Annotated in this window: 32 protein-coding genes and 2 riboswitches; of the genes, 7 read left to right on the top strand and 25 right to left on the bottom strand. The window is 41.8% G+C overall.

Annotation, left to right across the window (positions count from 1 at the left end; translation table 11 throughout):
- Positions 1–145: 145 nt before the first annotated feature.
- From J4G36_RS17735 to J4G36_RS17710, 6 genes are all read right to left on the bottom strand, one after another.
- A complete protein-coding gene (locus J4G36_RS17735; protein ID WP_368668805.1) occupies positions 146–340 on the bottom strand; it encodes a histidine kinase in 195 nt (64 codons plus the stop codon).
- A gap of 41 nt (positions 341–381) precedes the next feature.
- Positions 382–690, bottom strand: coding sequence for a spore coat protein D (locus tag J4G36_RS17730; protein ID WP_210471747.1), 309 nt, complete (start codon positions 688–690; stop codon positions 382–384).
- A gap of 146 nt (positions 691–836) precedes the next feature.
- Positions 837–1,451 carry a YIP1 family protein gene (locus J4G36_RS17725; RefSeq protein ID WP_210471746.1) on the bottom strand — a complete coding sequence of 205 codons (615 nt, stop codon included), beginning with the start codon at positions 1,449–1,451 and terminating at the stop codon, positions 837–839.
- Between the two features lie 60 nt (positions 1,452–1,511).
- The gene (locus tag J4G36_RS17720; RefSeq protein ID WP_210471745.1) at positions 1,512–2,615 is read right to left on the bottom strand and encodes a DUF2812 domain-containing protein; all 1,104 of its coding nucleotides are present in this window, start codon (positions 2,613–2,615) and stop codon (positions 1,512–1,514) included.
- The gene (locus tag J4G36_RS17715; RefSeq protein ID WP_210471744.1) at positions 2,612–2,941 is read right to left on the bottom strand and encodes a PadR family transcriptional regulator; all 330 of its coding nucleotides are present in this window, start codon (positions 2,939–2,941) and stop codon (positions 2,612–2,614) included. The genes J4G36_RS17720 and J4G36_RS17715 overlap by 4 nt, the downstream gene beginning before the upstream one ends.
- Before the next feature lie 161 nt (positions 2,942–3,102).
- Positions 3,103–3,270: a hypothetical protein gene (locus J4G36_RS17710; protein WP_210471743.1), complete on the bottom strand. Its 168-nt coding sequence runs from the start codon at positions 3,268–3,270 to the stop codon at positions 3,103–3,105.
- A 183-nt stretch (positions 3,271–3,453) separates the two neighbouring features.
- On the opposite strand from J4G36_RS17710, the gene J4G36_RS17705 reads away from it, so the two are divergent.
- Positions 3,454–3,846 carry a thiol-disulfide oxidoreductase DCC family protein gene (locus J4G36_RS17705; protein WP_210471742.1) on the top strand — a complete coding sequence of 131 codons (393 nt, stop codon included), beginning with the start codon at positions 3,454–3,456 and terminating at the stop codon, positions 3,844–3,846.
- Positions 3,847–3,976: 130 nt separating this feature from the next.
- On the opposite strand, the gene J4G36_RS17700 is transcribed toward J4G36_RS17705, so the two are convergent.
- Both J4G36_RS17700 and adh read right to left on the bottom strand, forming a co-directional pair.
- Positions 3,977–4,333, bottom strand: a complete 357-nt coding sequence (locus J4G36_RS17700; RefSeq protein ID WP_210471741.1) for a DUF779 domain-containing protein — start codon at positions 4,331–4,333, stop codon at positions 3,977–3,979.
- 12 nt (positions 4,334–4,345) lie between these two features.
- Positions 4,346–5,887, bottom strand: coding sequence for an aldehyde dehydrogenase (gene adh / locus J4G36_RS17695; protein ID WP_210471740.1), 1,542 nt, complete (start codon positions 5,885–5,887; stop codon positions 4,346–4,348).
- 601 nt (positions 5,888–6,488) lie between these two features.
- Here adh and J4G36_RS17690 point away from each other — a divergent pair.
- The 4 genes from J4G36_RS17690 to J4G36_RS17675 all read left to right on the top strand — a co-directional run bounded on the left by J4G36_RS17690 (position 6,489) and on the right by J4G36_RS17675 (position 11,003).
- On the top strand, positions 6,489–7,652 hold the full coding sequence (locus tag J4G36_RS17690; protein ID WP_210471739.1) for a S1C family serine protease: 1,164 nt from the start codon (positions 6,489–6,491) through the stop codon (positions 7,650–7,652).
- A gap of 239 nt (positions 7,653–7,891) precedes the next feature.
- A complete protein-coding gene (locus tag J4G36_RS17685) occupies positions 7,892–8,593 on the top strand; it encodes a response regulator transcription factor (RefSeq protein WP_210471738.1) in 702 nt (233 codons plus the stop codon).
- Positions 8,590–9,993 carry a sensor histidine kinase gene (locus J4G36_RS17680; RefSeq protein WP_210471737.1) on the top strand — a complete coding sequence of 468 codons (1,404 nt, stop codon included), beginning with the start codon at positions 8,590–8,592 and terminating at the stop codon, positions 9,991–9,993. The genes J4G36_RS17685 and J4G36_RS17680 overlap by 4 nt, the downstream gene beginning before the upstream one ends.
- Before the next feature lie 116 nt (positions 9,994–10,109).
- The gene (locus J4G36_RS17675) at positions 10,110–11,003 is read left to right on the top strand and encodes a peptidylprolyl isomerase (protein ID WP_246880708.1); all 894 of its coding nucleotides are present in this window, start codon (positions 10,110–10,112) and stop codon (positions 11,001–11,003) included.
- 99 nt (positions 11,004–11,102) lie between these two features.
- Here J4G36_RS17675 and J4G36_RS17670 read toward each other — a convergent pair whose 3' ends face one another.
- From J4G36_RS17670 to J4G36_RS17635, 8 genes are all read right to left on the bottom strand, one after another.
- Positions 11,103–11,873 carry an HAAS domain-containing protein gene (locus J4G36_RS17670; RefSeq protein ID WP_210471736.1) on the bottom strand — a complete coding sequence of 257 codons (771 nt, stop codon included), beginning with the start codon at positions 11,871–11,873 and terminating at the stop codon, positions 11,103–11,105.
- On the bottom strand, positions 11,851–12,204 hold the full coding sequence (locus tag J4G36_RS17665) for a PadR family transcriptional regulator (RefSeq protein ID WP_210471735.1): 354 nt from the start codon (positions 12,202–12,204) through the stop codon (positions 11,851–11,853). The genes J4G36_RS17670 and J4G36_RS17665 overlap by 23 nt, the downstream gene beginning before the upstream one ends.
- 126 nt (positions 12,205–12,330) lie before the next feature.
- Positions 12,331–13,005 (bottom strand): NAD(P)H:quinone oxidoreductase, encoded by a 675-nt coding sequence (gene wrbA, locus J4G36_RS17660; protein WP_210471734.1) that lies wholly within the window; start codon positions 13,003–13,005, stop codon positions 12,331–12,333.
- 28 nt (positions 13,006–13,033) lie between these two features.
- Positions 13,034–13,639, bottom strand: a complete 606-nt coding sequence (locus J4G36_RS17655; protein WP_210471733.1) for an alpha/beta hydrolase — start codon at positions 13,637–13,639, stop codon at positions 13,034–13,036.
- Between the two features lie 104 nt (positions 13,640–13,743).
- The gene (locus J4G36_RS17650) at positions 13,744–14,946 is read right to left on the bottom strand and encodes a DUF3238 domain-containing protein (RefSeq protein WP_210471732.1); all 1,203 of its coding nucleotides are present in this window, start codon (positions 14,944–14,946) and stop codon (positions 13,744–13,746) included.
- 66 nt (positions 14,947–15,012) lie between these two features.
- Positions 15,013–15,672 carry a thiamine phosphate synthase gene (thiE, locus tag J4G36_RS17645; protein WP_210471731.1) on the bottom strand — a complete coding sequence of 220 codons (660 nt, stop codon included), beginning with the start codon at positions 15,670–15,672 and terminating at the stop codon, positions 15,013–15,015.
- Positions 15,659–16,501, bottom strand: coding sequence for a bifunctional hydroxymethylpyrimidine kinase/phosphomethylpyrimidine kinase (thiD, locus tag J4G36_RS17640; RefSeq protein ID WP_210471730.1), 843 nt, complete (start codon positions 16,499–16,501; stop codon positions 15,659–15,661). The genes thiE and thiD overlap by 14 nt, the downstream gene beginning before the upstream one ends.
- A 71-nt stretch (positions 16,502–16,572) precedes the next feature.
- Positions 16,573–16,678: riboswitch (TPP riboswitch) on the bottom strand.
- 85 nt (positions 16,679–16,763) lie between these two features.
- Positions 16,764–17,198, bottom strand: coding sequence for a hypothetical protein (locus J4G36_RS17635; RefSeq protein ID WP_210471729.1), 435 nt, complete (start codon positions 17,196–17,198; stop codon positions 16,764–16,766).
- 130 nt (positions 17,199–17,328) lie between these two features.
- Positions 17,329–17,436, top strand: a riboswitch (TPP riboswitch).
- A 68-nt stretch (positions 17,437–17,504) separates the two neighbouring features.
- On the opposite strand from J4G36_RS17635, the gene thiM reads away from it, so the two are divergent.
- On the top strand, positions 17,505–18,299 hold the full coding sequence (thiM, locus tag J4G36_RS17630) for a hydroxyethylthiazole kinase (RefSeq protein WP_246880707.1): 795 nt from the start codon (positions 17,505–17,507) through the stop codon (positions 18,297–18,299).
- Positions 18,296–18,793, top strand: coding sequence for an energy coupling factor transporter S component ThiW (gene thiW / locus J4G36_RS17625; protein WP_210471728.1), 498 nt, complete (start codon positions 18,296–18,298; stop codon positions 18,791–18,793). The genes thiM and thiW overlap by 4 nt, the downstream gene beginning before the upstream one ends.
- Before the next feature lie 28 nt (positions 18,794–18,821).
- On the opposite strand, the gene J4G36_RS17620 is transcribed toward thiW, so the two are convergent.
- The 9 genes from J4G36_RS17620 to J4G36_RS17580 all read right to left on the bottom strand — a co-directional run bounded on the left by J4G36_RS17620 (position 18,822) and on the right by J4G36_RS17580 (position 26,707).
- Entirely contained in the window at positions 18,822–19,361 is a 540-nt protein-coding gene (locus tag J4G36_RS17620) for a histidine phosphatase family protein (protein ID WP_210471727.1), read from the bottom strand.
- A gap of 101 nt (positions 19,362–19,462) precedes the next feature.
- A complete protein-coding gene (locus J4G36_RS17615; RefSeq protein ID WP_483315913.1) occupies positions 19,463–20,524 on the bottom strand; it encodes a DmpA family aminopeptidase in 1,062 nt (353 codons plus the stop codon).
- Positions 20,525–20,622: 98 nt separating this feature from the next.
- Entirely contained in the window at positions 20,623–21,150 is a 528-nt protein-coding gene (locus J4G36_RS17610; RefSeq protein WP_210471726.1) for a hypothetical protein, read from the bottom strand.
- Between the two features lie 11 nt (positions 21,151–21,161).
- Positions 21,162–22,349: a ParM/StbA family protein gene (locus tag J4G36_RS17605; protein WP_210471725.1), complete on the bottom strand. Its 1,188-nt coding sequence runs from the start codon at positions 22,347–22,349 to the stop codon at positions 21,162–21,164.
- Positions 22,350–23,085: 736 nt separating this feature from the next.
- Complete coding sequence (locus J4G36_RS17600) at positions 23,086–23,682, bottom strand: NADPH-dependent FMN reductase (protein WP_210471724.1); 597 nt, start codon at positions 23,680–23,682, stop codon at positions 23,086–23,088.
- Between the two features lie 265 nt (positions 23,683–23,947).
- Positions 23,948–24,592 carry a vWA domain-containing protein gene (locus tag J4G36_RS17595; protein ID WP_210471723.1) on the bottom strand — a complete coding sequence of 215 codons (645 nt, stop codon included), beginning with the start codon at positions 24,590–24,592 and terminating at the stop codon, positions 23,948–23,950.
- 84 nt (positions 24,593–24,676) lie between these two features.
- Positions 24,677–25,672: a macro domain-containing protein gene (locus J4G36_RS17590; RefSeq protein ID WP_210471722.1), complete on the bottom strand. Its 996-nt coding sequence runs from the start codon at positions 25,670–25,672 to the stop codon at positions 24,677–24,679.
- Positions 25,673–25,696: 24 nt separating this feature from the next.
- Positions 25,697–26,203, bottom strand: coding sequence for a hypothetical protein (locus J4G36_RS17585; protein ID WP_246880705.1), 507 nt, complete (start codon positions 26,201–26,203; stop codon positions 25,697–25,699).
- 102 nt (positions 26,204–26,305) lie between these two features.
- Complete coding sequence (locus tag J4G36_RS17580) at positions 26,306–26,707, bottom strand: DUF4362 domain-containing protein (protein WP_210471721.1); 402 nt, start codon at positions 26,705–26,707, stop codon at positions 26,306–26,308.
- Positions 26,708–26,784 lie beyond the last annotated feature (77 nt).

Here is a 26,784-nt window from a genome sequence, read left to right as displayed (position 1 = left end):
TGAAATGGATTTTACTCATAGTATTTTCCCGCTCCTTCAAGTTAAGTCTAGTATAGCGGGTTTTTTCCATAGAAAAAACCCCGAAAGGGGTCTTTTTTAAAGTGTCCGCTTTTCGGGGTTCAGTTCAGTTGGCCGTCGGTTTTTATTATTTCTTTTTAAATTCATCTTTCGGAAAAAGAAAGTATGAAATAATCCCGCTCACAACAACAGCGCCAATCGTGATGAGGACGCGTGATGTTTCGGGCACTTCGGTGTGGCTCCGATTTAACATGAACCAGCTACCCCAAGCAACGATAATCATAATCGGAACCACGTACGCTAAAGCTCTCAACTTGTTCACCCTCAGTAAGTTTTATAGCTTTAGTCTACCATAATTCGGTATTAGAACCAGCGTGAACGACCTCTTCTGCGGCAATTTCGACCATAGCCACCTCCGAACTCCGGTCCAACACCACCACCTGGGCCATAGCCATTACCCGGGCCACCTGGGCCGATTGACATTCCCATTACATCTTCCGTCGTTTCTTGATAATAATGTTTTGGTACATCGACATAATGATGTCTATTTACATTGACAATTGGGTGAATAACAGGAATTTCCCGCGGCATATATTCATCGTTAAATCTATATTCCGGTGGACATACAATCGGTTGCACCTGATTGCCATGACAATTTCCATGATGCATCATACGATCACCTCCTCCTTCTAGTAAATGTTTATAAATGGAGGACAGACGGGCGAGCGACCATAGGCTATAGAAAAGAATGTGAAATGGGGATTGCTCTTGTGGGAATAAAAAAACGTGCACGATACTCAAAGTGCACGTTTAAAAGTTTATAAAAATAGGATAAATAATAACGGAAGTAGTACCACAATTGCGATCAATATAGATATCCCGAGGAAGATCATCACAGCACCAAAACCGCGCCACGCTGAAAAATTATGCACGAGCCCGATTCCTTTTGACAAAACGACAAGACCATAAATTGAAACACCAAATATTAATAGATTCTGGATTAAATAGAATCCGGTCGACATATTCGTTATGGCAAAATCACCAACTGGTTGCGAAAACAGACTTTTTCCATAAAGAATAACAGCGATAAACCCGATTGGCATCGTCCAAATCGTCGGAATTAACCCAGCAGCAACAGCATAACTCATATTCTTTATCGTCCCGGTACCACCCAACCACTTTCCAATCCATGTATAAACAAGTGATCCAAATCCCCAACTGGCGATGCTGATAATGATGGATAGTATCGTAACAATCACTAGAATAACGGGTAATGAAAAACCTTCGAACAAACCACTGTCTGCAAACGCTAAAATTCCTGTGGCAAGAGATGCTAAGATTGCTAGAAATACTAAATAACTGATCCGTTTATTATCTATCATGTATTGCACGGTGTTTTTAGGCTGAGACCAAATTGATAGTAATGGATTCATAAAATACCCCCTCTTTTATTTTATTATCAATCCATTGGAATAAAATGTCTACACAATCTTTCAAACTTCTTTCATGCGAAACGCATATTTAAATGAACGAATCATTCCCGTAATGGGAATCGCGAGCGACATTACCAATGCGACCATTATAATCTTATTGAATAAATTCCAAGCATTTGTATAGATCCAATACATGTACACCGTGAACAATAATGATAAAACAAATGCTCCTACACTCAGCATCAATACTTTTCGAACATATGATTTCTCTTCTACGGGATCATACGTTAACGCTGGTTTCACTTCCCCCACAACATACTCTTTCATCCACAGCGAAGACTTTACGAAGGAATACGGAGAGGAAAATACCAACTGCCACCCCTCACTTTTATGAATATCAAAATAATGCAGTGCGGTTTTAAATTGAAAATCGTATACGTAAGACACCTGCTTGGGCTCGCCTTTTTGAAAAGTGAAGCGCGCCCCCTGGATGCGCACAAGATGATTTCCTTCGGCAGCCATTTCCGCTAACCAGCTTTCTAATAAGTCCGGCGCACTTTGCCAATTGACTCTCCACTTACTAAACGTCTCTCCTACCGTTTTTTCCACATCTACTCCTGAAGCAAAAAACTTATGCTCGAAAGCGCGCAATTTTCGGGTAGCATGAATCGCTAGCCAAATAACACCCACCACTTGTATAAAGTACAAAATTGTAAGGATCCAGAGCGGACTTGGCACAAATTCCATAGCTTCCCTAGTTATCAGAAAAACTAGTAACAAGGTAAGCGGAATCATTAATTGAAATCCATACCAAACTGAAATGCCCTGTAGCACATTGGCGTGAAGTCGATTCCTTTTAACGATATGTTCGCGCACAGGATACACGGAAATCGATTCTGCATCGTTTTTCAAGAACTGCCAATTCCCTTTTGTATAGAAACTTTTCCAGCCCGACTCTTCTAATCTATGCGTCAATTCACTACGTGATTTATCAAAAACAACATGAAATTCAACATTTTCACAGTCCCCTTTTTCGAATGAAAACATGCGCGTTGCCAAATTGATATCAGTTAACTGATTGCCATTCGCAGCCATTTCAGCCAACCATTGTTCAGTTTTTTCAATATCATAGCTCCAAAACGGCCGCCACTTTTTCAGCGTCATTCGAATTCCCCCTCATGTGTAACCGCATTTTTATGCAACTCTTTTAATCGAGCAATTTCATGTTGCATTAGTATTTTCCCGATATCAGTCACTTCATATACTTTCTTTCGTAATTCATCCGAATATACGGAAATAATACCGTCTCGTTGCATTTTTGTCAGCGTTCCGTAAATTGTTCCCGAACCTAGAACTAGTCGGCCACCCGTCAATTCTTCGACGTGCTTAATGATTCCGTAGCCGTGGCGCGGAACTTTAAGTGACAATAATATATAAAAAGCCGTTTCCGTCATTGGCAGGTATGTTTTTAATACCTTTTCAATCTTCATGCGCACCACTTCCATCCTTAAATACTATGTCACGCCGTGACCGTATTGTCATTTGACTATATCACAGCGTGACATATGAAATCCACTATTATCTGAATTAAAAAAAGAGTCTTCCTTTAGTTAGGAAAACCCTTTAATGGCATGTATGTTAGCAAACTTATTTATTGGTAAGTCTCTGGGAGTTCTTGATCCCGGACGACAGATTCCTTTACTTCCTCTGCACGGGGATCAAAAATAGGTGCGCCTTCACCGACCATTTTTAACGAAGCAATATAATCTTCGTCCTGTCTACGCGCCATTTCTTCTGGATCAACTGGTAAAAGACTCATAAACAATCAACCCTCCAATACAATAATAACCATGGCTAAATGTGATGGGAAAAGGAAATCGCTTAAAACAGCATATTCATCTACCTATAGTATACTAAATTTTCCGTCATTAGTAAACTACTACGCTTTATTCGTTATACTTTCGTGGTGTAAGGTTATACTATGCGATAAGGAGGGATTTTAATGCAGAGAGTTATCTTATTTGACGGCGAATGTAATTTCTGTGATGCCAACGTGCAATTTATTATCAAACGAGATCCATATGCTCATTTTCATTTTGCATCACTGCAAAGTGAAACAGGTGCAAATTTCACGAAGAAATACGGCATACCCGAAGATGTCGATAGCCTAGTTTTAATCGAAAACAATAAAGCCTACACAAAATCGAACGCTGCACTCCGCATAGCAAAAAAACTGGATGGTTTATGGCATTTGTTATTCATATTGATACTCATTCCCCGGCCGATTCGTGACGGCGTTTATAACTACATCGCGAAAAATCGCTATAAATGGTTTGGCAAAAGAGAACTGTCTTGTTCATTACCATCCCCAGATGTGCGAAATCGATTTTTATGAAACAAAAAGCGCAAGGCGCCCGTTTAGATGCGACAAGCATAAGACGGGCTGGCTTATGACTTGAGTATCTGGCGCTTGGAGCTGGACGTAAAAAAAAGCCTTCTGGATTTCTCCAAAAGGCTTTTTTCATTCACACTTGTAATGCTTCATTTTCTTCCGCGGTAAAGGCGCGTGATCTTACTAAGAAACGTTTTCCCTCTACCCCTTCGAGTGAAAACATGCCCCCACGACCTTCAACCACATCAATAATGAGTTGCGTATGTTTCCAATAGTCAAACTGGTTTTTATGCATATAAAACGGTGCGTCCCCAATGTGTCCGAGAAGGACGTCTTGCTCCCCGATAATTAGTTCGCCGTCTGGATAGCACATTGGTGACGATCCGTCGCAACAACCGCCCGACTGATGAAACATAAGCGGGCCGTGTTTCGCTTTCAAAAACTCAATGAGTTCCAGTGTCGCGTCGGTCGCAATCACACGTTTTGTCATTGGTCGGCTCGCTCAAAAGAATCCTTGTTTGTTTTCATTGTAACTAACGAGCATGTTTTTCGTTTGCTGGTAGCCCGACAACATAGCGAGATGGTTTTCGCGTCCGATGCCTGATGCTTTGTAGCCGCCGAAAGCTGCATGTGCAGGGTAGACATGGTAGCAATTCGTCCAAACACGTCCTGCTTGAATGCCGCGACCGAAACGGTATGCCGTATTGACATCGCGCGTCCAAATTGCAGCGCCTAAACCGTATAATGTGTCATTCGCGATTTCGAGTGCTTCTTCTTTCGTTTTAAATGTCGTAACAGAAACGACAGGTCCAAAAATCTCTTCTTGGAAGATCCGCATTTTATTGTCGCCCTTAAAGACTGTCGGTTGGACGTAATAGCCTTCCGCCAAATCACCTTCAAGCTTATTACGTTCCCCGCCCGCTAAGCATTCCGCACCTTCTTGCTTACCGATGTCTAGATAGGACAAGATTTTTTCCAGTTGTTCTGTGGAAGCTTGCGCGCCCATCATTACTGTGGGATCAAGCGGGTTTCCTACTTTAATTGCTTCTACTCGTGCAAGCGCACGTTCCATGAATTTATCGTAGATGGATTCGTGGATTAAAGCCCGCGATGGACATGTGCACACTTCCCCTTGATTGAGTGCGAACATGACAAATCCTTCAACAGCTTTATCGAAAAACGCATCGTCTTCGTCAGCAATATCCTCAAAGAAGATATTTGGCGATTTTCCGCCCAACTCAAGTGACACAGGAATTGTATTTTGAGATGCATATTGCATAATGAGACGACCTGTTGTTGTTTCGCCTGTAAAAGCAATTTTTCCGATGCGCGGATTCGATGCGAGCGGTTTCCCTGCTTCTAATCCGAAACCGTTCACCACGTTTAGGACACCTGCTGGAAGCAGATCTTCGATTAATTCGACAAGAACCATAATCGATGCTGGCGTTTGTTCAGCCGGCTTTAAGATGACGCAGTTTCCAGCAGCTAGCGCTGGTGCGAGTTTCCAAACCGCCATTAAGATCGGGAAGTTCCAAGGAATAATTTGACCGACGACGCCAATCGGCTCATGGAAGTGATACGCGACTGTATCGTCATCAATTTGGCTTACGCCGCCTTCTTGTGCGCGAATCGCCCCTGCAAAATAACGGAAGTGGTCAATTGCGAGTGGAATGTCCGCATTCAAAGTTTCGCGAACCGCTTTTCCGTTTTCCCACGACTCTGCGACAGCCAACATTTCTAGATTTTGCTCCAAGCGATCTGCGATTTTGAGTAAAATATTCGAGCGTTCCGTTACAGATGTTTTTCCCCATGCATCTTTTGCATCATGCGCTGCATCGAGTGCAAGTTCGATATCTTCTGAAGTAGAACGTGCCACTTCTGTAAAAACTTTCCCCGTAACCGGCGTTGGATTATCAAAATACTTGCCGCTTACTGGCGGTGTCCATTTGCCACCAATATAATTCTCGTATCTTTTCTTATAATTTACTTTTGCTCCGTCCGTGTTTGGAAATGCGTAAACCTGATTCTCTACTGCTTGTACCATTTTCCATTCCTCCAATTTCGTTAATTTTCTTAAACACTTGTTGCGAATAGATTCCCTATGAATCTACTTGCTTACCAAATTTCTGAAATTCTAAGAGGTTGCACACTCATTATGTCAGACTAAATATAATATTTCAACTAAATAAATAACTAGTCTCGTTTAAGTGTGTTTTTCCGACAAATATCGTTCTATTTCGATAATATTCCCCAGGAAATACGAGGAGAATCATCCATTTACCTAGCCGACTATAGACACTTCAATTCTATTATAAGAATCAAAGTTCAATGTAAAGGCCATTTAAAACCACTCACTACAATTATAAATTATCTGATTCATCAGACAACGCTCCCTGCCCTGTTGAGGTTCCCCGTCAACATGTTGATTTGCTGTGATTTTTCCACGCACTACTATCCTATGGGCGTATACCTAGTAATATGCCCAAAATATTAAACTTTTTTATTCTACAAAAAGCGTGCGTCTTTCCACTTATCAAAATTTCTTCTTAATTAAAGGATTTACACTTTGTTCATATCTCCTTAATAATTTGTTCATATTTTCCATGTAATCTATATATAACAAGAAAATACGAGGAGGAACCAGTATGGAAACTGAGCATAAAAATAGTCCTTGGAAACGGTTTTTATCCACAGTAGGAGCCGGCGTCATTGGAGCCGCGCTAACACTTGGCGTTGTTTTGAATACGAACTTACTACCAGCAACTTCACAAAGTGCTACTGAAGTAAAGTCGGACACCACTCCTTCCTATAACATCGAACAAACATCGGCAAAAAACGCTCCCCTTTCACTTTCAGATATGGTTGAACAAGCTTCGAGCGCGATTGTTGGTGTCGTGAAATACCAGAGTAGCGGAAATCGTTTTGCGCAAAATGTAGAAGACGTGGAAAGCGGAACAGGATCCGGTGTTATTTATAAGGTTGACGGAAACGAAGCTTATATCATTACAAATAATCATGTCATTGCAGACGCACAGAAAATTGAGGTGTCCCTTGAGAGCGGTGATACGACGACCGCTGAACTTATCGGGCAAGATGCACTCAGCGATTTAGCGGTGTTGAAAATCGATGCGAAATATGCGAAAAGCGTCCTTGAATTTGGCGACTCCGATGTGCTTAGGGCTGGAGATCCAGTTGTCGCAATCGGCAACCCGCTCGGTCTTGAGTTTTCACGAACGGTTACACAAGGAATTGTTAGTGCCGTGGACCGGACGATAAACGTGGAAACAGCCGCTGGCGCTTGGGAATTAAACGTAATCCAAACTGACGCAGCCATTAACCCCGGAAACTCCGGCGGCGCTTTATTGAACGCGGCTGGTGAGCTCATCGGCATTAACAGTCTGAAAATCGCACAAGGCGGTGTTGAAGGACTAGGCTTTGCCATCCCAAGTAATGAAGTCGGCCCGCTTGTCGATGAAATCGTTAAAAACGGCAGTGTTGAGCGACCATATATCGGTGTCGGTCTAGCGAATCTCAACGAAGTTCGAGCAGAATACGTGCAACGTCTTCCAGAATCTGTTGAAGGTGGCGCAATGATTGTCAGCGTCGACCCTGAATCAGCGGCGGGTAAAGCCGGTATTAAAGAACAAGATATCATTACTGAAATCAACGGCACTGCCGTGAAGAACTCCACTGAATTACGCAAGTACCTTTATTCAGAACTAAATGTCGGCGACAAAGCTTCGTTCACCGTTTACCGCGGGGCTGACAAAATTACAATAGACCTTACTTTAACGAGCAATAGTAAGTAATAAGCTAAAACTGACCAAGTACTTGAATGAATAATTGTTCAAGTACTTGGTTTTTGTGTTGATTTCTGTTCCAGGAGATAAAATTTGAAGTTGCTTGCACTTGGTAGACGTTTGCTTGCACTTAAATCAAGTACCCGAAACACCGTCTTCACTTCCAGGATAAGGGGTTTCTAGTTGCTTATTTATCGTTTTCGCTTTAATTTTAGAATAATGACAACTTGGGAAGGAGGCGTGGTTAATTGAAGATTTTAGTAATTGAGGACAATGAAAGTGTCGCTTCGATGATTGAATTGTTTTTCTCGAAAGAAGGAATAGAAGGCGAATTCGTTAAAGACGGCCTTGAGGGCTTGAAACGAGCACGCGCGGGTAGTTGGGATTGCCTCATTATTGACTGGATGCTACCCGGAATGGATGGTATCATGATCTGCCGGGAATTGCGCGACGAAAACTATTCTGGCCCTATCATCATGTTAACCGCAAAAGACAGCGAATCCGACCAAGTCCTGGGCCTCGAAATGGGCGCAGACGATTATGTCACCAAACCATTCAGCCCGCTCACATTAATGGCAAGAATAAAAGCCGTCACAAGAAGATATTCAACACACTCAGCTGAAACCGAACAATCGGGAACCATTAAAACCGCACACTTTATTATCAATCAAAACACGCGCGAAGTACTGCTTGACGGGCAACCTGTCCAAAACCTGACGCCAAAAGAATTCGATTTGTTACTCCATTTCGTGCAACATCCGAAACAAGTATTTTCACGCGAACAACTCTTGGAGCGTGTATGGGGTTTCGATTTTTACGGAGATGATCGAACAGTCGATGTCCACATAAAGCGTTTACGTACAAAAATCGCGACCGACACGCAGCCGTTTTTCTATACAGTATGGGGCGTCGGGTATCGTTTCGATGAAACCTTTGGTGATTCCACTTGAAGATTAAATACTTATACCAGCAAATCGCAAGTCATTTAAGCGTGATTATCATCGCTTTCCTGATTTTAAGTTTAGTGTTTTCCCAGTACGTCGAAAAATTCGTCTACGATTCGAAAACCGAGGAACTTGTAACCTACGGGAAAAACATTTTGGCAGACACAGAAAGAAACCAACTTAACTCAAGCAGTATTTTAAAATCTTACGGACATATTCTCGACGGACGTGATATTCAATACAGCCTTTTTAACGAAAACTCCGTCATTACCTATTCAACCGGACAAAAAACACCGCTCATCGAATTGCGAGACGAGGAATGGCAAAATATAAAAAATGGTAATGTCATCACCGTCAAACAAGACTTCAACCGCTTCGGTGAAGCTGTCACATTTGTCTTACTGCCCTACTTTCACAATGATCGATTCATCGGCGGGATTCTGCTCACCTCCCCCATTAAAGGATCGCGTCAGGTCGTCTCGCAAATGAATACCTTTTTACTTTATACAACCGCCATTGCACTCGTATTTTCATTATTATTGAGCTGGATTCTATCCACCTTTCACGTACGTCGCATTAAACGACTTCAAGAAGCGACATCGCTCGTTTCTGGCGGGGATTATTCCGTCCGCATTCCATCCTCCAACTTCGATGAGATTAGCGAACTGGCCGGCGACTTCAATAGCATGGTGGAGAAACTGAATGACTCTATGGAAGAGATTGAAACACTGGAAAATCGACGACGCCAATTTATGGCAGACGTTTCCCATGAATTAAGAACGCCACTCACCACAATTCGGGGAATTATCGAAGGAATGAGCAATGACATGATTTCCGAAACGGAAAAAGCGAAAGGACTTGCACTTGCGAGCAATGAAACCCGACGCCTCATTCGTCTCGTCAATGAAAACTTGGATTATGAAAAAATCCGTTCAAACCAAATAGAGTTGCATAAACAAGATATCCAACTCGTCGAGTTATTTGAAATCATAAAAGACCAACTGTACGATATGGCTGCAGAACAGAGAAATGAAATCATTATTTCCGCAGAACCCGAGGTGATTTTGCATGCGGATTATGACCGTTTGACGCAGATTTTGATTAACATCACCAAAAACAGCATTCAGTTTACAGAAGATGGCATTATATCTTTACGCGGTTTTGAGCAAAATGAATATATTATTATCGAAATTTCAGATACAGGCATCGGCATCGATCCTGCTGATATCGAAAAGATATGGAGTCGCTTCTATAAAGCGATTTTGTCGCGAACGACGAACCCTTATGGAGAGTTTGGTCTCGGGTTATCCATTGTCAAACAACTCGTAATGATGCATAATGGAACAATTGACGTTGCAAGTGACAAAGGAAAAGGAACAATATTTACAATTACATTGCCGAAATAGGGTATACTACTAATTATGCATCTGGAAGTTTTCATCACCAAATTCCATTTGTTAATAGTTTGTTCATATTTCGCATGTACAATGGAAGTAAATCTAACACTTATGGGGGAGAAATAATGCGCAAGAAGTTCATGAAATCACTGCTACTCACTGGTTTACTAGCAATCGCATTCGTTATCGCAGGTTGTTCAAATGATGGTGAAAAAGTAGCTACAGTTGACGGTCAAAAGATTACAAAAGATGAGTTATACGATGCAATGGTAAAAACGGGTGGTCAAGAAGCCCTTGCAGTATTAATCGACGGCAAACTAATCGATCTTGAAGTAAAAGATAAAAAAATTAAAGTGTCCGACAAAGAAGTCGACGATGAGCTTGCAACATTCGTCGAACAAACTGGCGGCGAAGAGGCATTTAAAGCTGCTTTAGAACAAAGTGGAATGAGCGAAAAAGAATTCAAAGATAATATTGTTGAATACCTATCGCTTCGTAAATTAGTGGAACCACGCATTGAAATTACAGATGAAGAAATCGAAGCTTATTTCGAAGAACACAAAGCACAATTGGGTCAAGCAGAACAAGTAGAGGCTAGCCATATTCTTGTTGAAGATGAAAAAACAGCAAAAGAAGTCGAACAAAAGCTTAAAGACGGCGGAGACTTTGCGAAACTTGCCGAAGAGTATTCAAAAGATCCATCGAACGCAACTAAAGGCGGCGAACTAGGGTTTTTCGGAAAAGGTCAAATGGTTCCGGAGTTCGAAGAAGTTGCATTCGCAATGAAAGTCGATGAAATTAGTGGTCCTGTAGAAACAAGTCACGGTTTCCACATTATCCACCTAACGGATAAAAAAGAAGCAAAAGAAGCAGCTCTTGAAGATTCAAAAGAAAAAATTAAAGACGCTATTTTCGAAGAAAAAATGCAAACGGAATACGCAGTCTTAATGGGTGAATTGAAAGAGAAGTACAAAGTTGAAAATACTTTGGAAGAAAAAGAAGGCAAAGAAGGTAAATAAGTTAATGTAAAAGGAAAAGCTTTCGGGCTTTTCCTTTTTTATTGGATAATTTCCCTTTAACTCGACGATATCCTTCTCGTAATGCGAAAACCACATGATTTATTCCCGACGCGTAAGTTTCAACTCCTGCTTTTTCAGAACCAATAAATGCACTACGAATACCATCGTAATAAGCACCATCGAAATCATCCAACTCACGATGATTTTCCATTCTTCATTAAACGACGTAAAATTAAAGGCGATCTGAGGTCCGAATAGTAAAACAGGAACCACAATCGCAACCCACTGTTTTAACCAAATTGCCCCGACAATAAAAACTAACGCGCAAATAATTGCTATGACAATGTTCATCATCGGAGACGCCACATACAACGGTTCGACAAAAAACCGGCTTGTAAGCGCGACTGCTATAAACAAAAGCATAACAAATGTCGCTGCGAAAAATGACGCAAAAAAGCTTTTCTTACCCATCCACTCTTTTTTCGCCATATTTCTAAACAACGCCCAGTAGATAATTAGCGAAACCATTCCCACAGCAGGCACACCAATGAGCTGGATGATATTTAATTCAAAATCCCCATTTATCGCATTGCCCATCACCGAATACGCCACAATAAGTAGCCCAATAATCGGCACGTACTTTAACCAAGATCCATAATCATTCGTCATCTCTTTCTCCAAAGACTCCATGTACTCCGCCGGCGACCCAGCCGTTATACTTTCAACACTCTTCCCGCGACTTTCAAGTTCCGCTAGATGATCTTCCAGCTCCCCTGTAACCTCCACAATTTCCTGTTCATTTTTCCCCGACGTGAACAAATACAGCCGAACGTTTTTAACAAACTCATCACTTCTCTTTGATAGCCTCATGATGCTCCCCCTCCCTTTCCATTAACAAGTCAACGCCTGTCGAAAGTTCTTTCCAACGCGCTTTAAAACTTTCGAGTTCAGTTCTTCCGTCCGCAGTAAGTGAATAATACTTCCTTTTTGGACCATTGGGTGACGGACGCATCGCGGTCGATACGAATCCGTCTTTTTGCATCCGGAGCAGAACCGGATAGATACTTCCCTCACTGACCATCGTTAATCCGAACGTCCCCAATCGCTCAATCATTTCGTATCCGTATGTTTCCCCTTTGCTGATGACCGCAAGAAGGCAGCCTTCTAAAACCCCTTTCAACATCTGACTCGATGAAGCCATCCAGTTCCACCTCCACACCACTATCTTGTATTACATATTAGCTAACACACTTTAAAATGTCCACTACTTTGTATAACAACATAGCCAATAAAAAAATCGACTCCCATTAGAGTCGATATTCTACAATTATGCTTCTAAATGTTTTAACGCTTCCGCGACTTTCACTGTGCGTTTGGCCTGGTGTTGAACCGCCGCTTTAATCGCTGCTTCATCATCCGCCATTTTACCGTCCTGGCCAACAGTTACACTCGTTCCGTACGGATTTCCGCCGGCTGCAAACGCAACTGAATCTGTGTATCCAGGTGCTGCTACAATCGCGCCCCAGTGGTACATTGTCGTATATAAAGAAAGAATTGTTGCTTCTTGTCCACCGTGTGGATTTTGTGCAGATGACATTGCGCTCACTGCTTTATTTGCAAGCTTGCCCTGTGCCCAAAGTCCGCCCGTCGTATCCAAGAAGTTTTTCATTTGCCCTGGCATATTTCCGAAACGTGTCGGAACGCTAAAAATGATTGCGTCTGCCCACTCAAGATCGGCAGGTGTTACTTCCGGAACGTCTTTCGTTGCTTCAACATGCGCTTTCCAACCTGGATTTGAATCGATTGCCGCTTGTGGCGCTGTCTCAGGTGCTCTCATCACTCTTACCTCTGAACCCGCTTCATTTGCTGCTTCTTCTGCCCACTGTGCAAGTTGATAGTTTGTACCACCTGCGCTGTAATAAACGATTGCTGTATTTATTTTCGGCAAATTATCCATCTCCTTTGTGCTCGTATTCCCGAATAGTCTATATAAGTAACCCATTTTTATTCACCCACTAATGGAATTTGATTTAGAACTGGCTTCGGTACCATTCCGCCGCGACAGCGACTTCAGATCCGGTTAACGTGTGCCCGTTCATCTCCCAGTGTATCTTTGTATTTGCGCCTGCGCCTCTTAAAAGCTCATCCAATTCCTCGGATTCTTCAGGGGGACAAATCGGATCATTTTTCCCTGCGGCGATAAATACCGGTACTTCGGATAGATTCGGCATCTCAACCCCGCGTAATGGAACCATCGGGTGATGCAAACTCGCACCTTTTAACGAATCCTCATAGTGGAACAATAGACTCGCTGCGATATTGGCACCGTTTGAATAACCGAAAGCCACGATATTCGAGCGGTCAAAGTCGTGCTCTTCTGCAGCTTTATCTAGAAATTCATGCAGTTCTTTCGTACGGAATATCAAATCTTCCTCATCAAATACACCCTCAGCTAGACGACGGAAAAATCGTGGCATGCCGTTTTCGGACACATTTCCTCGAACGCTCAAAACCGAAGCTTCCGGATCAATCATCTCCGCAAGCGGCAATAAATCGTGCTCCGTTCCACCTGTACCATGCAATAACAATAGTACTGGTTTCGACGAATCGCTACCTTGTTTAAAAATATGCTTCAATTTCATTCCTCCTTATAAATCTTTTCCCATTTCATTAAGATATAAACTATCTCGAATTCAAGGTAATGTTATCAAACCAGATTCACATTGTCAATGAGCTTGTTTCACTCAAAATTTGAAAATCGCCAATATTGCCACGCGATAACTCCCGACATCCACGCAAGTCCCTTACTTCTGCTTAAATGGATAGTTCGCCACTCACCGCCTTCTCCGCGGACGATATAGATTTCGTGATGAGGGGCTTGATCATGATAACCCGTCATATCAAACGTGCCATCTCGCCTGAAGACAGTTCGCACTTCATAATCGACGGTAGGGGCTGCAACGAGCGGATTGCCCACAGCATGCGTCAATAGAAAACCGACTTCACCTGGTTGATGTTCGCTTTTTTCTAACACAATCCCATCGCTCGAGGCGACGCCTTCATCACGGACTCTTCCGGAACGGTCATAGGCGATAGTACGACCAATATCTTTCGTGAACGTCATTGAGCGGTGATTGGGATAGTCGAGATTCACATGAACACAGGTGCGATACCTTTCACTGTCTGGTTGAAAATCTCTGCCGTCGCCTTTGAAAATATGATTTCTCGACAGTGGATTCGGATTGACAACAAATTCTTCAGATAAAAATGTCGCGTAGCGAAACTTCCAATAATCTACGTTTTTTCGATGATTTCTTTTTAAAACAGGGACCAACAATAGCCTTGGCTTTGCAATTAATTTCGAAACTGTATAACGTTCCATCGCCGGTTCTGCATTGGCTGAAGCTTGACTTGATCTCTTAAATACATTCGATAGGATTGACTTACTGCGACTCATTCGCTCTTCAGACTTCCCCAATGGCCGCTTCGAATGAATTCGATATGTATAGGGTTCATCTAAAGAGAAATCGCGGTCAATATAACGATTTCCTTTCACCGTCTGCATATAAATGCCATTACGATATATTTCATAGGTGTCGACATCTTTAATCTCTTCCCATGACAAAGCAATTTGCGACTTTGCGACAATTGTTGTCATCACAAGAAACTGAAGTGGATTTTCAGGATTACGTTGTTCGGCAAATGCCGAAGTTTGCAGCGCGATGACATCTACGACTTCATCACCGACAAGTCGTTCAATCGAATAATTATACATTTTCGCATGTTTAAAATTACCATCGTAAAATTCCGCGACAGTCCCTTCATAGAGGAGTTCCTCGTCTCGATAAACTTGATAAAGTCCACCGACATCCTTCCATGTGAAGGAGATTAAATCATGTCTATGTGTTACGGTTTCTACTTCGAACAGAAGATTATCATCCATACAAAAAGCCACACTCCCTCTTATTAGGAAGTGTGGCGTATTTTAAAGTGAGCTATACGTCTTTACCTACATTTCAACGCCGGTCAATGCCAGCGTAATGCGACCTTTAATATTACGCGTCGCTTCTTCTATATTTTCACCATTTGTAATCGCCGAAATGATTGCGACACCTGATGCCCCGGCATGGATCACCTGGCTCGCTTTCCCCTCAGTGATTCCGCCAATTCCCACGATACACAAGCCCGGCAGATGCGTAACGATTTCTTTAATAAGTGCCGTTCCCACTACAGGTCCGGCATTTTCTTTCGAGTCCGTGTCAAATAACGGGCCAACGCCGACATAATCAGCTCCCGCGTCTGATGCGGTCAATGCTTCATTCAATGAGTGCGTTGAAACGCCGAGAAGTTTGTCTTTACCAATTTTCGAACGCACTTCTGATACAACGCCGTCTTCTTGCCCGATATGAACGCCGTCCGCATCTATTTCGAGTGCTAAATCTACGTTGTCATTGACAATGAAGGGCACTTTATATTCCTCACATAGTGCCTTACATTGTTCTGCTAGTTCTTTCAATTCAACATCAACAAGTGCCCCTTCTCCTTTTTCTCGGAGTTGGAAAGCTGTGATGCCTCCTTTTAGCGCCGCTTCGAGTACTGCAAGTGGATCTTTTCCACCTATGTTTGGTGTCCCCATTATAAAGTATAATTGTAGTTTACTTTTGTCCAATGATCGCAATCCCTTCTATAAGTTTTTCGTTTTTCATGCGACGGCCATACGCCCAATGGTTTGTCGGTCCATGACCACCACCGATTATTAGACCATCTTCAACCGCCGCATGGATAAAATGCTTTGCGGAAACGACCGCATCTTCTAGTTTTTCCCCATTCGCTAGAAACGCCGACAACGCGGCTGCGTAGGTACATCCCGTTCCATGTGTGTCTTTCGTGTTTATCCAAGATGAGCGAACCGAAAACCTTGTGCCTGCTTTTGACATAAACACATCTTCAGCATAGGCTACATCCTGTCGATGGCCGCCCTTGATCACGACAGCCTTCGTGCCTAAGGCTAGTATATGCTTGGCCGCCTCTTCTATGTCTGTAGCCGTTTTGATGGTTAAGCCCGTCAATACTTCAGCTTCCGGGATATTCGGTGTGACGACAGTCGCTAACGGCAAGAGAACAGACTTCAGTGCCTCGACCGCTTCATCGTGCAGTAAGGAGGCCCCCCCTTTAGCAATCATGACCGGATCGACAACGAGCGGTATTCCGCTACCCCGTATCGAATCTGCAACTGCATGAATAATCTCAGCCGAAAACAACATGCCCGTTTTGATCGCTTTCACATTAAAATCTTCTGTAATTACTTTTATTTGCTCGGAAATAATCGTTGGTTCCATTGCTTGAATGGCCGTCACGCCGTGCGTATTTTGCGCTGTAACCGCTGTTATTGCAGATGTTCCAAACACGCCAAGTTCTTGAAATGTCTTGAGGTCCGCTTGAATTCCAGCGCCTCCACCACTATCTGAACCTGCTATTGTCATTGCTACGTTCACCATATAGAAACACGCCCTTCATTATGTTAAAAGCCACACCTGAAACGTCAGGAAGCAGCAACCATCAAAATAAAAGGCGTGGATGCCCACTTTCCTACGTCGGCATAATCCGAATCAGGTTCAAGGGTCCGTGCAAATGCGCACGTCTCAGCCTATAAAAAGGCACCCCTAGTGGTTATCAAACTATTCAGCTTTGATGTAAGTATAACATACTTGAATGGAAATTCGAAATGGACATCGCGTTGACGTGCATGACAACTACTTATCAATCCATTAAAAATACTTTACCGGTATCCGGACTAACCATTAATGAAATTTTTTCTTGCTTTGAATTATAGCCTTCAAACCAATAAGCCCACTTGGCTGCAAATGGATTCCATTCACTTTCCAGTGGAACGTTATACGATTCTTTAATCGTAATATCATAATTGTTAAGTACTATTTCTTTTGCTTGATTAAAAGTTAACGCTGGTAATGAAAAATAAATGCACACCAAAACTATTGAAAAAAGTATAGTATGTCCCGTAATCTTTCGCTTAACTGAAATCGGTTTTTTATTCGTTTTACGATGTTTAGAAAGAATAACAAAAAATACTAAGAAAGAGAATACCACACTCAATGACATGACATTGTTATACACTTGCGAATTAACTAATTCGAGTATGATATAAATAAGTAACGCTATGATAAATTCAGGCATGTACCCCTTCAACAAATCTCCCCTATTCAATATGAAACATATCCTTTTGGTATTCGACTTCTAAATTCATAAACCCTTTTTTACTTTTAATCAATCTATGTTATAGTGATGAGGAAAACAAACTGAATGATTTTGCCACTAGGGGTGTCCTTTACAAGGACTGAGATGCATATGGATATGCGGACTCTTATGACCTGATCTGGTTCATACCAGCGGAGGGAAGTGGGACTGCGTATTTTTATGATGCTAATTCAAAACCGCAGCCGCTTCCCCACTTTCAGGAAGCGGCTTTTTCAATTCAAAAAAATGACTGAAGGCGGGAATTTATCAATGAATCAAACCGAGAATCTCTTAAAAAAACTACGAACAGAGCAACCGCTTATTCACTGCATCACAAATATCGTCGTCGCAAATTTCCAAGCAAACGGCTTACTTGCACTCGGCGCATCGCCAGTCATGGCGGATGCAATCGAAGAAGCCGCCGATATCGCAGCGGTGTCGTCAGCGACCATTTTAAATATCGGAACATTAAAACGAGATACTGTGGAAGCCATCATTCTGGCTGGAAATAGCGCTGTAAAAAATGGATCACCTGTTGTTCTCGATCCGGTTGGCGCTGGCGCTACTTCTTTCCGCAAAGGAAGCGTCCAGCGAATATTGAAAGAGGTAGATGTCACCCTGATTCGATGTAATGCCGGTGAACTCGCAACGATTGCGGGGGTTGATTGGCAGGTTAAGGGGGTCGATGCGGGTGAAGGCGATGCCGATATCGAAGAAATTGCGAAAGAGATGGCGCGTGCACACAATTGCCTCGTAGCCGTCTCCGGAAGAGTCGATATCGTGACAGATGGCCATGAAATCATCAAAATAACAGGCGGGCATCCGCTTATGACGCGTGTCACTGGCGTTGGATGCTTATTAAGTAGTATCGTCGGTGCTTTTTTAGCAGTTGGCCATGAAAATCAGCTAGAAGCCGTCGCTACCGCATTGAATTTTTATAAACGTGCTGGTGAAAAAGCCGCAGAACTGGCCGATGGACCAGGTGATTTTGTTGCCCATTTTCTGAACGGACTTTATTCGAAGGAGGATATTGAAAAATGAATACACGAAAACTTGCGATTATGACGATGTTTGTCGCAATCGCTGTCGCTGGATCTGCATTTGTTTCATTCCCCGCAGGTATCGCACGCGCATACCCAATTCAACATGCAGTCAATGTAGTGGCAGCGATTATGCTCGGACCAATTCCAGCACTTACGATTGCCTTTGTAACGGGGCTTGTTCGCTTATTAACCGGAACTGGTTCACTTCTTGCATTTCCAGGCGGCATGCTTGGCGCTTACTTGGCGGGTGTGATGTACAAACGATTTGGAAAGACTGCGTTTGCTGCGCTTGGCGAAGTGATCGGAACAGGTTTCATCGCGCCATTGTTTGCAGTTCCCTACGCTAAAATACTGATGGGCACGACGGTCACCCCCTTTTTCTTTGTCCCACCGTTTCTGATTTCCAGTTTTAGCGGAGCAGCATTGGGGCTACTTCTTGCTGCACGATTACAACACACACACGTCGGAAAACAACTCGGGACATTAGAATAGTTAGCATAAAAATGGGAGCGCTAAAAAATTAGCCCTCCCAAACACGCTTAACCGAAACATGTCCACCTGTTTCAGAAATACGAAAAACATCCGGGTTCGTGAGCGCTTTCCACTCCTCGAATCCGAAACGCTTGTCAAAACACCTCAACAATAGTGTCATCAGATTGCCATGCGTCACAATGACTGTAGGTCTATCGCCACTTATTTCCTTTAATACTTTATAGGCACGCGTCATTGCTTCTATCGAAGACTCGCCACCCTTATATTTTAAATGGACATCCAAAAAACTGTCTCTTAATTTTTCGAGCCAATTTTCTTCATCCTGCGAACTAAGCACACGCTCAGCCAAATCACTATTTTGTTCAATAGACAATCCTTTCGATTCAGCAATCGGCAATGCCGTGCTCCTTGCACGGACGAAAGGACTTGATATGATTCGTTCTATCTTGACTTTTCCAAAAAACAATGCCAGTTCCTCTGCTTGCCTCTTTCCTTCTGGCGTCAATTTTGCATGCGGCGCTTGCCCTTCAGCCTCACAGTGACGCACGAGATAGACTACTTTTCCCATAACTAACACCTCAATTCTCTTTTCCCGAAAATCCATTTACGGAAACCTTATTTATTCGAATAAAAAAAACAGCGCCCTTTTTTCAGGACACTGCTTCTATATTAATCAAACGGATAGGCATGAACAATATTCCCCATACGTCCCGTTGTAGTTACTGCTTGCGACAAAGAATTCAGTATCGCTTCTTCGGTAACTTCAGCGGCCGCAAGGAAAAGATCATTCATAATGGCATGATCATCCCTTAATTGACATCTACTTTCGACAATTTCCGAGGAAATATGCTTTATTTTATGGGCTGTCGAAAAAGCAATGACAATGTCCCCGCTTCCATTGCTGAAATGGCTACCCGTCCTGCCAAGCCCGATTCCACTTCTTTTCCCTATCCTTCGCAACTGCCTGCTATCTACCGGGGCATCTGTAGCCAAAACAATCATGATAGAACCATCCGCTGATTTGGGATAAGCCGGAACTTCTTGTTTGTCATCTAGTTTATATTTATCAATTTGAAATTCATCTTTCACGCCGAAATTACTAAGAACGAGACAGCCCATTGTGTAAGACTTTCCTGATGCATCATCTTGAACGACTCTGGATGAAGTACCGATTCCGCCTTTATAACCGAAGCAAATCATTCCTTTTCCAGCACCAATTGCCCCTTCCAATGAAGCACCAGTCGACGCTTCTTTAATCGCAGCAGTCGCATCACTCGGTTGAACCGGTAGCGCACGAATCGAATTTAATCGACTATCATTGCATTCACCTACAACGATATTGATGGTTCCGGTCGAATCGCCGATTTCCGGTGTTTCTTCTAACATATATTGAAGCGTTCCTTGTGTTACCGCAGGAACGCCAAATGTATTCGTCAACATGATCGGTGATTCAATGAGTCCCAATTCATCTACTTGAACAAGCCCCGTTGTTTTACCAAAACCATTTAACACATAGGTCGCGCCGACTACTTTATTTTGAAACAAGTTATCGCCGTGTGGCAAAATAGCCGTCACACCTGTTGCAGCGTATTCTTCACCCGCCAACGGCTTATCAAGCGTGATATGTCCTACCTTTACACCCGCTACATCCGTAATACAGTTCTTCTCACCGATAGGTAGCCGCCCAATTGTAATGCCACGATCTCGGATTTTCTTCGGTCCATTCATCATTAGCCACTCCCTGATTAATCACGTTTTCTTGATTATACCAATAAACAAACAAAAAACTCAGCCAATTTTGCTAGCTGAGTTTTTTTGTGTTGGGTAATTCATTTATTCATCTGTGCTAGAAAATCGCCAAGCGGATCGATTTCTTCTTCAACTGGTGTCGGTTCGCTCTTTGTAACCTTAGTCCAGTCAAAGTTATCCAAATCATCATCCATCTCACGGAAATCTCTCGTTTCTGGTTCGACGGTAGCCGCTGTTTCTTCTTGAAGGTACAGGGCCTCATCCACTTCTAACGCGTTACTGTTAATCGATGCAAACAGTGCCGCTGTACGATTCGGGTCTGACAATAGCTGATAAACAATGCTCCCAAGAAGCGCTTCGGAATGTTCGTGTTTTAACCAATCACGTTGCGCTTTTGATAAACCTTTTGGGAGCGGAACGACAATGGCTTCTCGGTGTTTTAATAGAGAATCATTCACACCATCAATCACAAACTCTGCAATTTTACTGGAGAAGTTTCTTCTTTCGACATCTTTCAGCTTCTGTAATTCTCGTAATGTGTGATCAGATGCATCGGATGGGATACGAAATGTAATGGGTTGACCCCTTTTTAATCCTTTTTCACTCACGCACAATCACCCTATTTAGTTTTAGCTGCTACTTTTTCTTCAGCTTTCGGTTCCGGTTGTGCCATATTCTTTTTGGCGAAATCTGTAATCAGTTTATAATAAGCATTTGCCATCATCCAAACACTTTCTTTTTCATCTTCAAAGAAATCGATGTTATAGCCGTCTAAGCTATTGTTCAAAGTTTTTAGGTAATCTTTTAGAACGATTGACCCTCCGCCGATGAAATAACAAATTTCAGACTGGGAATTTCTTGCCCATGTATTTCGTAAATGACGATATTGCTTTTTCGCTAAATCCAATAGAATCCGGTCTACGATATCATGTACGTTTGTCCGGCTACCTCTTACCATGATATGGTTGCGGTCATTTTTACGCGTGATAATATCCACGACATCCATCCGGCTATCCAACTCAACTTCATGTCTAGCATAGATTTCTTCACGAATTGCATCAAGCGAAGCTGACACACCCAAGTTGAAGCCTTGTGCCTTATCATCATCGACTTTACGGTTTTTAATCACTGCCACGTCTGTTGAAAGACCACCGATATCTTGTATCAAAATTTGTTTGTCGATCAATTCTTTATTGATGACATTCAAATCATTGTCCATTACAAGGTTGATAAACGCCGCAAAGCCTTCCGGATAAACTTTCACTTCATCAAATTTGATATTCACTTTAATGCCTTGATATTTAGGTGTTACTAAAAACTCTACTTGGTGAACAGATCCAAGTAATTGAGAACGATACCCAACGTCTTTCCCTTCCTTTACTTCTCTCAGTGGAAGACCTGTCCCTAAAGTATAAGTAGCTTCAATTACATTATTTTTGCGTTTGAAAACTTCTTTATTCTCTTCTCGGGCCGCATCCAATGCGAGTGCCGCAAATAACATGACAAGCGTTTGATCTTCTTCAGATTTGTTGCTTCCTGGATCAAGCTCTGTAGAATTACCGCTTTTCGCAGCTAAGTTCCCAACACGGTAAATCGAATTGTTGTCTTGAAGGGCAGGGGAGTGCAGACGAATATGAATTCCGTCAATCGATTCTTGTTTATCTAATTCTTCAATTCCGATAACTGGACGGTCTTCGATATCCTGTGCAATTACATTCGGGATATTTAGTTCTGCGTCTAATTTTCCGAAAATAGCTTTCAATGAATCATTTCCTACGTCAATTGCTGCAATGCGCGAATTTGTCAAAATAAAACATCCTCTCTCTTTACATAGATTACTATATAAATTTTATCGAACTTCTAATAGAAGGTCAATGACCACCAAACACCTTCCACATAATTGTAAACTTGTACACAATAACGTAAACATGTTTACAGTTTCGTACACTAGCGCCATTACAACATGTGTACAGCTTTGTATACTTGTACACTATATTGTTTACAATTGTATACGCTTTTGTATACTTGTAACTAATTTTGTAAACATCGAAAAAAGGAGCTCCAGCGAACAATATGGTTCCCCTCTCCCCCCCCTATTTTTTTGCAAACAAAAAAGCCTCACACAATATTGTATGGACCTTTCTCAACTTTCATTATAATTAACATTTAGGTTTTAGGATTTCACGATAAAAAAAGAATGATTTTTAATGAAAATGACGTTTTTTTTATTGATAAGTCTCAAAACCAGCCTTTCAGCGTCCATTCTAAGCCTCTTCTACGAAAAAATGAGACATAGACGTTACGAATCTCCTAAAAGCGCCTATATTAACTACTGTGGCCTACAGAAGAATAGGGACAAAGATGACGAATAATTTAGATAGATTTCTAATATCTTTTTCCTAATAAAAAAATAACCGTCCCCCTATGACAGGTAGGGATGGTTATTTCTTCAATTTATAATAGGGCCAATCAAATATACTCAGTTGGCCCTATTGAATTAACTTTGCTCCAATTTTAGATAAATACATCATGAAGTTATAAAATTATTTACGAACTGTTTTTAATGCTGTTGTCCAAGGGATTACTTGGTCTAACATTTGATTCACTGAATTCGCTTGTACGTCAGCTGGTTTGAAGTCCGTTCCATTTTCGAAGTCTGTAAATAATGATAAAGCTGGGTGTACGCGGACATGTGCTACTGATAATTCACTCAAAATGCCACGTAAATGTTCCGCTGCACGAGCTCCGCCTACTGAACCGTACGATACAATCCCTGCTGCTTTGTCGTTCCACTCTACACGTAAGTAATCTAACGCATTTTTAAGTGCCCCTGTGATCGAGTGATTGTATTCCTGAACAATGAATACAAATCCGTCTTGTTGTGCAATGATTTCTGACCAAGCTGCTGCACCTGATGCGTCGCCGCCTGCTTCGCCTAGTAGTGGTAATTTATAATCCGCGATATCAATAATTGTGTAATTTGCATCCCCGCGTTGATCTGCTAATTCTTTAACCCATGCCCCTACTTGTGGACTTACGCGTCCTTCACGTGTTGATCCTAAAATAATCCCTATGTTTGATTTTGTCATTGTAATTTCCTCCTCTTTTTTTGTACCAAATAATTTATCTAGTAAACCCATTTTTTCCAACTCCTCTACCTCGTGCATCTGCAATCCATCACCTTGTCTCGAATTCGAGATATCTATTTAAAAAAATGAGATGGCTAATTCTAATCTTAGCGCGTCTTCAGGATACCTTGAATTGAGATATCTTGAATTCAATATAAAATATAACACGGATCGAATACATCTGTCAACACTTTGATTCAAATTAAATAATAATGATAGCTGATTGAAGTTAAAAAAACAGTACCCATTTTCACGGATACTGTTTCACATTCAGCGCTCATTTGCGACTTTCAAAATCCTTTTCAATGTTTTCCTTCCAAACCCGATCGATCTTTTGACCTTTTCGAAAAGATGTCACAGCCTCATTGAGTGCCTGAAAGTTAACCTGAGTCCCTTCACTGTCTGCATGATAGTTTACGGCGTAATCCTCTTGAATGCCGAATTTCGAAGCGGTAGCCACTGCGTCAATATTCGCCCCGAGGAAGATAAACTCCCAGTCATACGTCGTTTTTTGGTGCTCAATCATCGCTTTTATCTTCGCATAATCATATTCACGGCTGGCATTTTCCATCCCATCCGTCGTGATGACGAAAAGAACTTTTCCAGCGCGTTCTTCTGTGCTCGTTCTCTTTTGCACATTGCCGATCTTATGAATCGTCGACCCAATGGCATCCAGCAACGCAGTCGTGCCACCTACTTCATATTCCCGTTCCGTTATCGGCGCAATTCCTTTAATCTTGATACGGTCATGCAGCAAGTCGATATCATGGTTGAATAACACCGTGGTGACCGTCGCTTCGCCTTCCTCATTCTTTTGTTTTGCGAGCATCGCGTTATAGCCGCCAATCGTATCCGCCTCAAGCCCCGCCATTGAACCACTTCTATCCAAAATAAACACTAATTCCGTTCCATTCGCATTCATAATTGTCATTCCTCCTCGTTTATTAACGCTACAAACTTAGAATAACAAGTTACCGAATCGAATAGGTCGCTTCAAAAGCGACATTTACGCCCCCAACAACACTTGATCAAAACTAAATAACACTTCATTAATTTCGTGGATATTATAGACTTCCTCTTCTATGAAATAGCCAATAATCACATCGAATTTATAACTCTGCGACAACGTGTACCCAGCCTTTGCTAATAAATCGATCGTTTCATCAAGATTTAATTCCAACGCGATTGCGAATGCAATGACCGTTTTTTTCTTCGGTGTGTAATCAACAGCATTGCGGATTTTGGAAAATAGACGTCGATCGATATTCGCTTTTCGATATGTAGCTACGTCCGTCATGCCTTTGTCATCAATTAAACGCAGCAGGCTTTCGGAAAAAGATTCATCCATTTGCGCCAAAACGTCTTCTAGATTTCTTTTACTGACAGGCATTTCGATTGAATATGATTCAACTTCCCGCATAACTTCCTCGTCCAACTGCCTGCGATCGCGAGAATAAGTGATTTCTTGTTCATCCACATAATGCTCATTAATATACGCCTTAATCGATGTAAATAACTGCTGGCTGATGCCGAACGCCTTCTGATCGAAGACAACGAGATAGACATAGATGTCGTGCGTCAGTAAGAATTCGCTTATCGTCGACATCGCGACTTGGAAGGCTTGTTCCCTTGGATAGCCGTAAATTCCAGATGAAATGAGTGGAAACGCAATAGACTCATATCCTTCAGAAACAGCAAGCGCTAAAGAGTTTTTATAACAATTTCTAAGCAGCGTTTCTTCATTCGCATTGCCGCCTTTCCAAATTGGTCCGACTGTATGGATAATTTTCTTTGCAGGCAAGCCGAAACCATCAGTAATGACTGCCTCCCCTACCGGACACCCGCCAATTTCATCACATGCCACCTGCAAGTCAGTCGCACCTGCCGCATTAAAAATAGCCCCACAAACACCGCCACCTATTTGAAGCGCGCTATTTGCAGCGTTTACGATAACATCTACATTCATCTTTGTAAGATCATTACGCACAATTTCTAAAGGCATAGCTTTAATCCCCCATTCTGTTAACTAGTGTGCATGAATCATTTTTTCTACATAACTGAGAAAATCAGGATAGGTTGAGTCCCCTTCAAAAAACTCCGCAACCACTGATAAAGGCATGATGACTTGATCCCGATTTTTGGAATAAAGAAGCGTCCACCCCTTTTTTTTTCTGGAAACCCCTTGGAGTTTGGAGGAATAATTATCAACAGAGTCGAATTCAAACCAGTGATAGCCTTGTTCTAAATTTCTTTTAATAACTTCCCCGATATAGGCACCGATTCGACTCACAAAATTATCGAAATGCTTATCCAACAGTTCGGCGTCTGTAGTCATTAGTTTTTTTGCATACAAATCAATATATCGAATGCTATCAACGGTAAAATCCAGATTTTCTTTCGTCAAATTCTCTTGATCCCACGCATCTTTCGAAACATCTTGAAACATTAGTTTTGCGCTACCTTTTAAGTTGTCTTTTACTAGCTTATTTTTGCTGAAAAACATCGTATTTTTTTCTCCTTTAGTTAAGCTCATTAAATATCCACCTTAACTATATTCAACAAACTGTTTATAATCCCTATTTCACTGATCCACATGTGTATAATATTTTACAATACATTTAAATGAGTTTGACCACTAATCATTATCAATTACAAGTACATATTTTACTTCTTCTTCGCCTTTACATCCCTCTAACTGGTAAATCGCTTGATTATTTTTGCCGATTTTTTTTATGCTTTCACACACATCTTCCATTACTAATTGTTCCCCATATTCATCTTCCCTTGTATCGATTTTCGTAGTTAATTTATCGTTGGAATAGTTTAAGTCATGGATAATTGGATCGCCTTCCTCGGTGTAATTTACTACTCGAATCTCACTGTCCTTTTTCAATGAAACATCTTCTATAAACTTTTCAAGCAATCCAAGATTTTCTATTTCTCCATGGGAATTGACTACATCATGCTTTGAAGGAGAATATTCACCACAAGCTGAAAGTAGAAATAGTAATAAGATAATCGTATATATTTTTCTCATTAAATCACTCCTTGATAAAGATATAACATAAGAGTTTCATAAAAAATGTGTCGATTAATTATTAGGCTTGGTTTCAC

The organism is Sporosarcina sp. 6E9 (genome assembly GCF_017921835.1).
Taxonomy (GTDB): Bacteria; Bacillota; Bacilli; order Bacillales_A; family Planococcaceae; genus Sporosarcina.
The sequence above is the reverse complement of the archived record's forward strand: the minus strand, read 5'-3'. Positions and strand labels throughout refer to the sequence as shown.

Excerpts from the sequence above, each read along its gene's own strand:
- J4G36_RS17730 (WP_210471747.1), bottom strand. The coding sequence starts at position 690 with ATGATGCATCATGGAAATTGTCATGGCAATCAGGTGCAACCGATTGTA.
- J4G36_RS17725 (WP_210471746.1), bottom strand. The coding sequence starts at position 1,451 with ATGAATCCATTACTATCAATTTGGTCTCAGCCTAAAAACACCGTGCAA.
- J4G36_RS17720 (WP_210471745.1), bottom strand. The coding sequence starts at position 2,615 with ATGACGCTGAAAAAGTGGCGGCCGTTTTGGAGCTATGATATTGAAAAA.
- J4G36_RS17715 (WP_210471744.1), bottom strand. The coding sequence starts at position 2,941 with ATGAAGATTGAAAAGGTATTAAAAACATACCTGCCAATGACGGAAACG.
- J4G36_RS17710 (WP_210471743.1), bottom strand. The coding sequence starts at position 3,270 with ATGAGTCTTTTACCAGTTGATCCAGAAGAAATGGCGCGTAGACAGGAC.
- J4G36_RS17705 (WP_210471742.1), top strand. The coding sequence starts at position 3,454 with ATGCAGAGAGTTATCTTATTTGACGGCGAATGTAATTTCTGTGATGCC.
- J4G36_RS17700 (WP_210471741.1), bottom strand. The coding sequence starts at position 4,333 with ATGACAAAACGTGTGATTGCGACCGACGCGACACTGGAACTCATTGAG.
- adh (WP_210471740.1), bottom strand. The coding sequence starts at position 5,887 with ATGGTACAAGCAGTAGAGAATCAGGTTTACGCATTTCCAAACACGGAC.
- J4G36_RS17690 (WP_210471739.1), top strand. The coding sequence starts at position 6,489 with ATGGAAACTGAGCATAAAAATAGTCCTTGGAAACGGTTTTTATCCACA.
- J4G36_RS17675 (WP_246880708.1), top strand. The coding sequence starts at position 10,110 with ATGCGCAAGAAGTTCATGAAATCACTGCTACTCACTGGTTTACTAGCA.
- J4G36_RS17670 (WP_210471736.1), bottom strand. The coding sequence starts at position 11,873 with ATGAGGCTATCAAAGAGAAGTGATGAGTTTGTTAAAAACGTTCGGCTG.
- J4G36_RS17665 (WP_210471735.1), bottom strand. The coding sequence starts at position 12,204 with ATGGCTTCATCGAGTCAGATGTTGAAAGGGGTTTTAGAAGGCTGCCTT.
- wrbA (WP_210471734.1), bottom strand. The coding sequence starts at position 13,005 with ATGGGTTACTTATATAGACTATTCGGGAATACGAGCACAAAGGAGATG.
- J4G36_RS17650 (WP_210471732.1), bottom strand. The coding sequence starts at position 14,946 with ATGGATGATAATCTTCTGTTCGAAGTAGAAACCGTAACACATAGACAT.
- thiD (WP_210471730.1), bottom strand. The coding sequence starts at position 16,501 with ATGGTGAACGTAGCAATGACAATAGCAGGTTCAGATAGTGGTGGAGGC.
- J4G36_RS17635 (WP_210471729.1), bottom strand. The coding sequence starts at position 17,198 with ATGCCTGAATTTATCATAGCGTTACTTATTTATATCATACTCGAATTA.
- thiM (WP_246880707.1), top strand. The coding sequence starts at position 17,505 with ATGACTGAAGGCGGGAATTTATCAATGAATCAAACCGAGAATCTCTTA.
- thiW (WP_210471728.1), top strand. The coding sequence starts at position 18,296 with ATGAATACACGAAAACTTGCGATTATGACGATGTTTGTCGCAATCGCT.
- J4G36_RS17620 (WP_210471727.1), bottom strand. The coding sequence starts at position 19,361 with ATGGGAAAAGTAGTCTATCTCGTGCGTCACTGTGAGGCTGAAGGGCAA.
- J4G36_RS17615 (WP_483315913.1), bottom strand. The coding sequence starts at position 20,524 with ATGATGAATGGACCGAAGAAAATCCGAGATCGTGGCATTACAATTGGG.
- J4G36_RS17600 (WP_210471724.1), bottom strand. The coding sequence starts at position 23,682 with ATGGGTTTACTAGATAAATTATTTGGTACAAAAAAAGAGGAGGAAATT.
- J4G36_RS17595 (WP_210471723.1), bottom strand. The coding sequence starts at position 24,592 with ATGAATGCGAATGGAACGGAATTAGTGTTTATTTTGGATAGAAGTGGT.
- J4G36_RS17590 (WP_210471722.1), bottom strand. The coding sequence starts at position 25,672 with ATGCCTTTAGAAATTGTGCGTAATGATCTTACAAAGATGAATGTAGAT.
- J4G36_RS17585 (WP_246880705.1), bottom strand. The coding sequence starts at position 26,203 with ATGAGCTTAACTAAAGGAGAAAAAAATACGATGTTTTTCAGCAAAAAT.
- J4G36_RS17580 (WP_210471721.1), bottom strand. The coding sequence starts at position 26,707 with ATGAGAAAAATATATACGATTATCTTATTACTATTTCTACTTTCAGCT.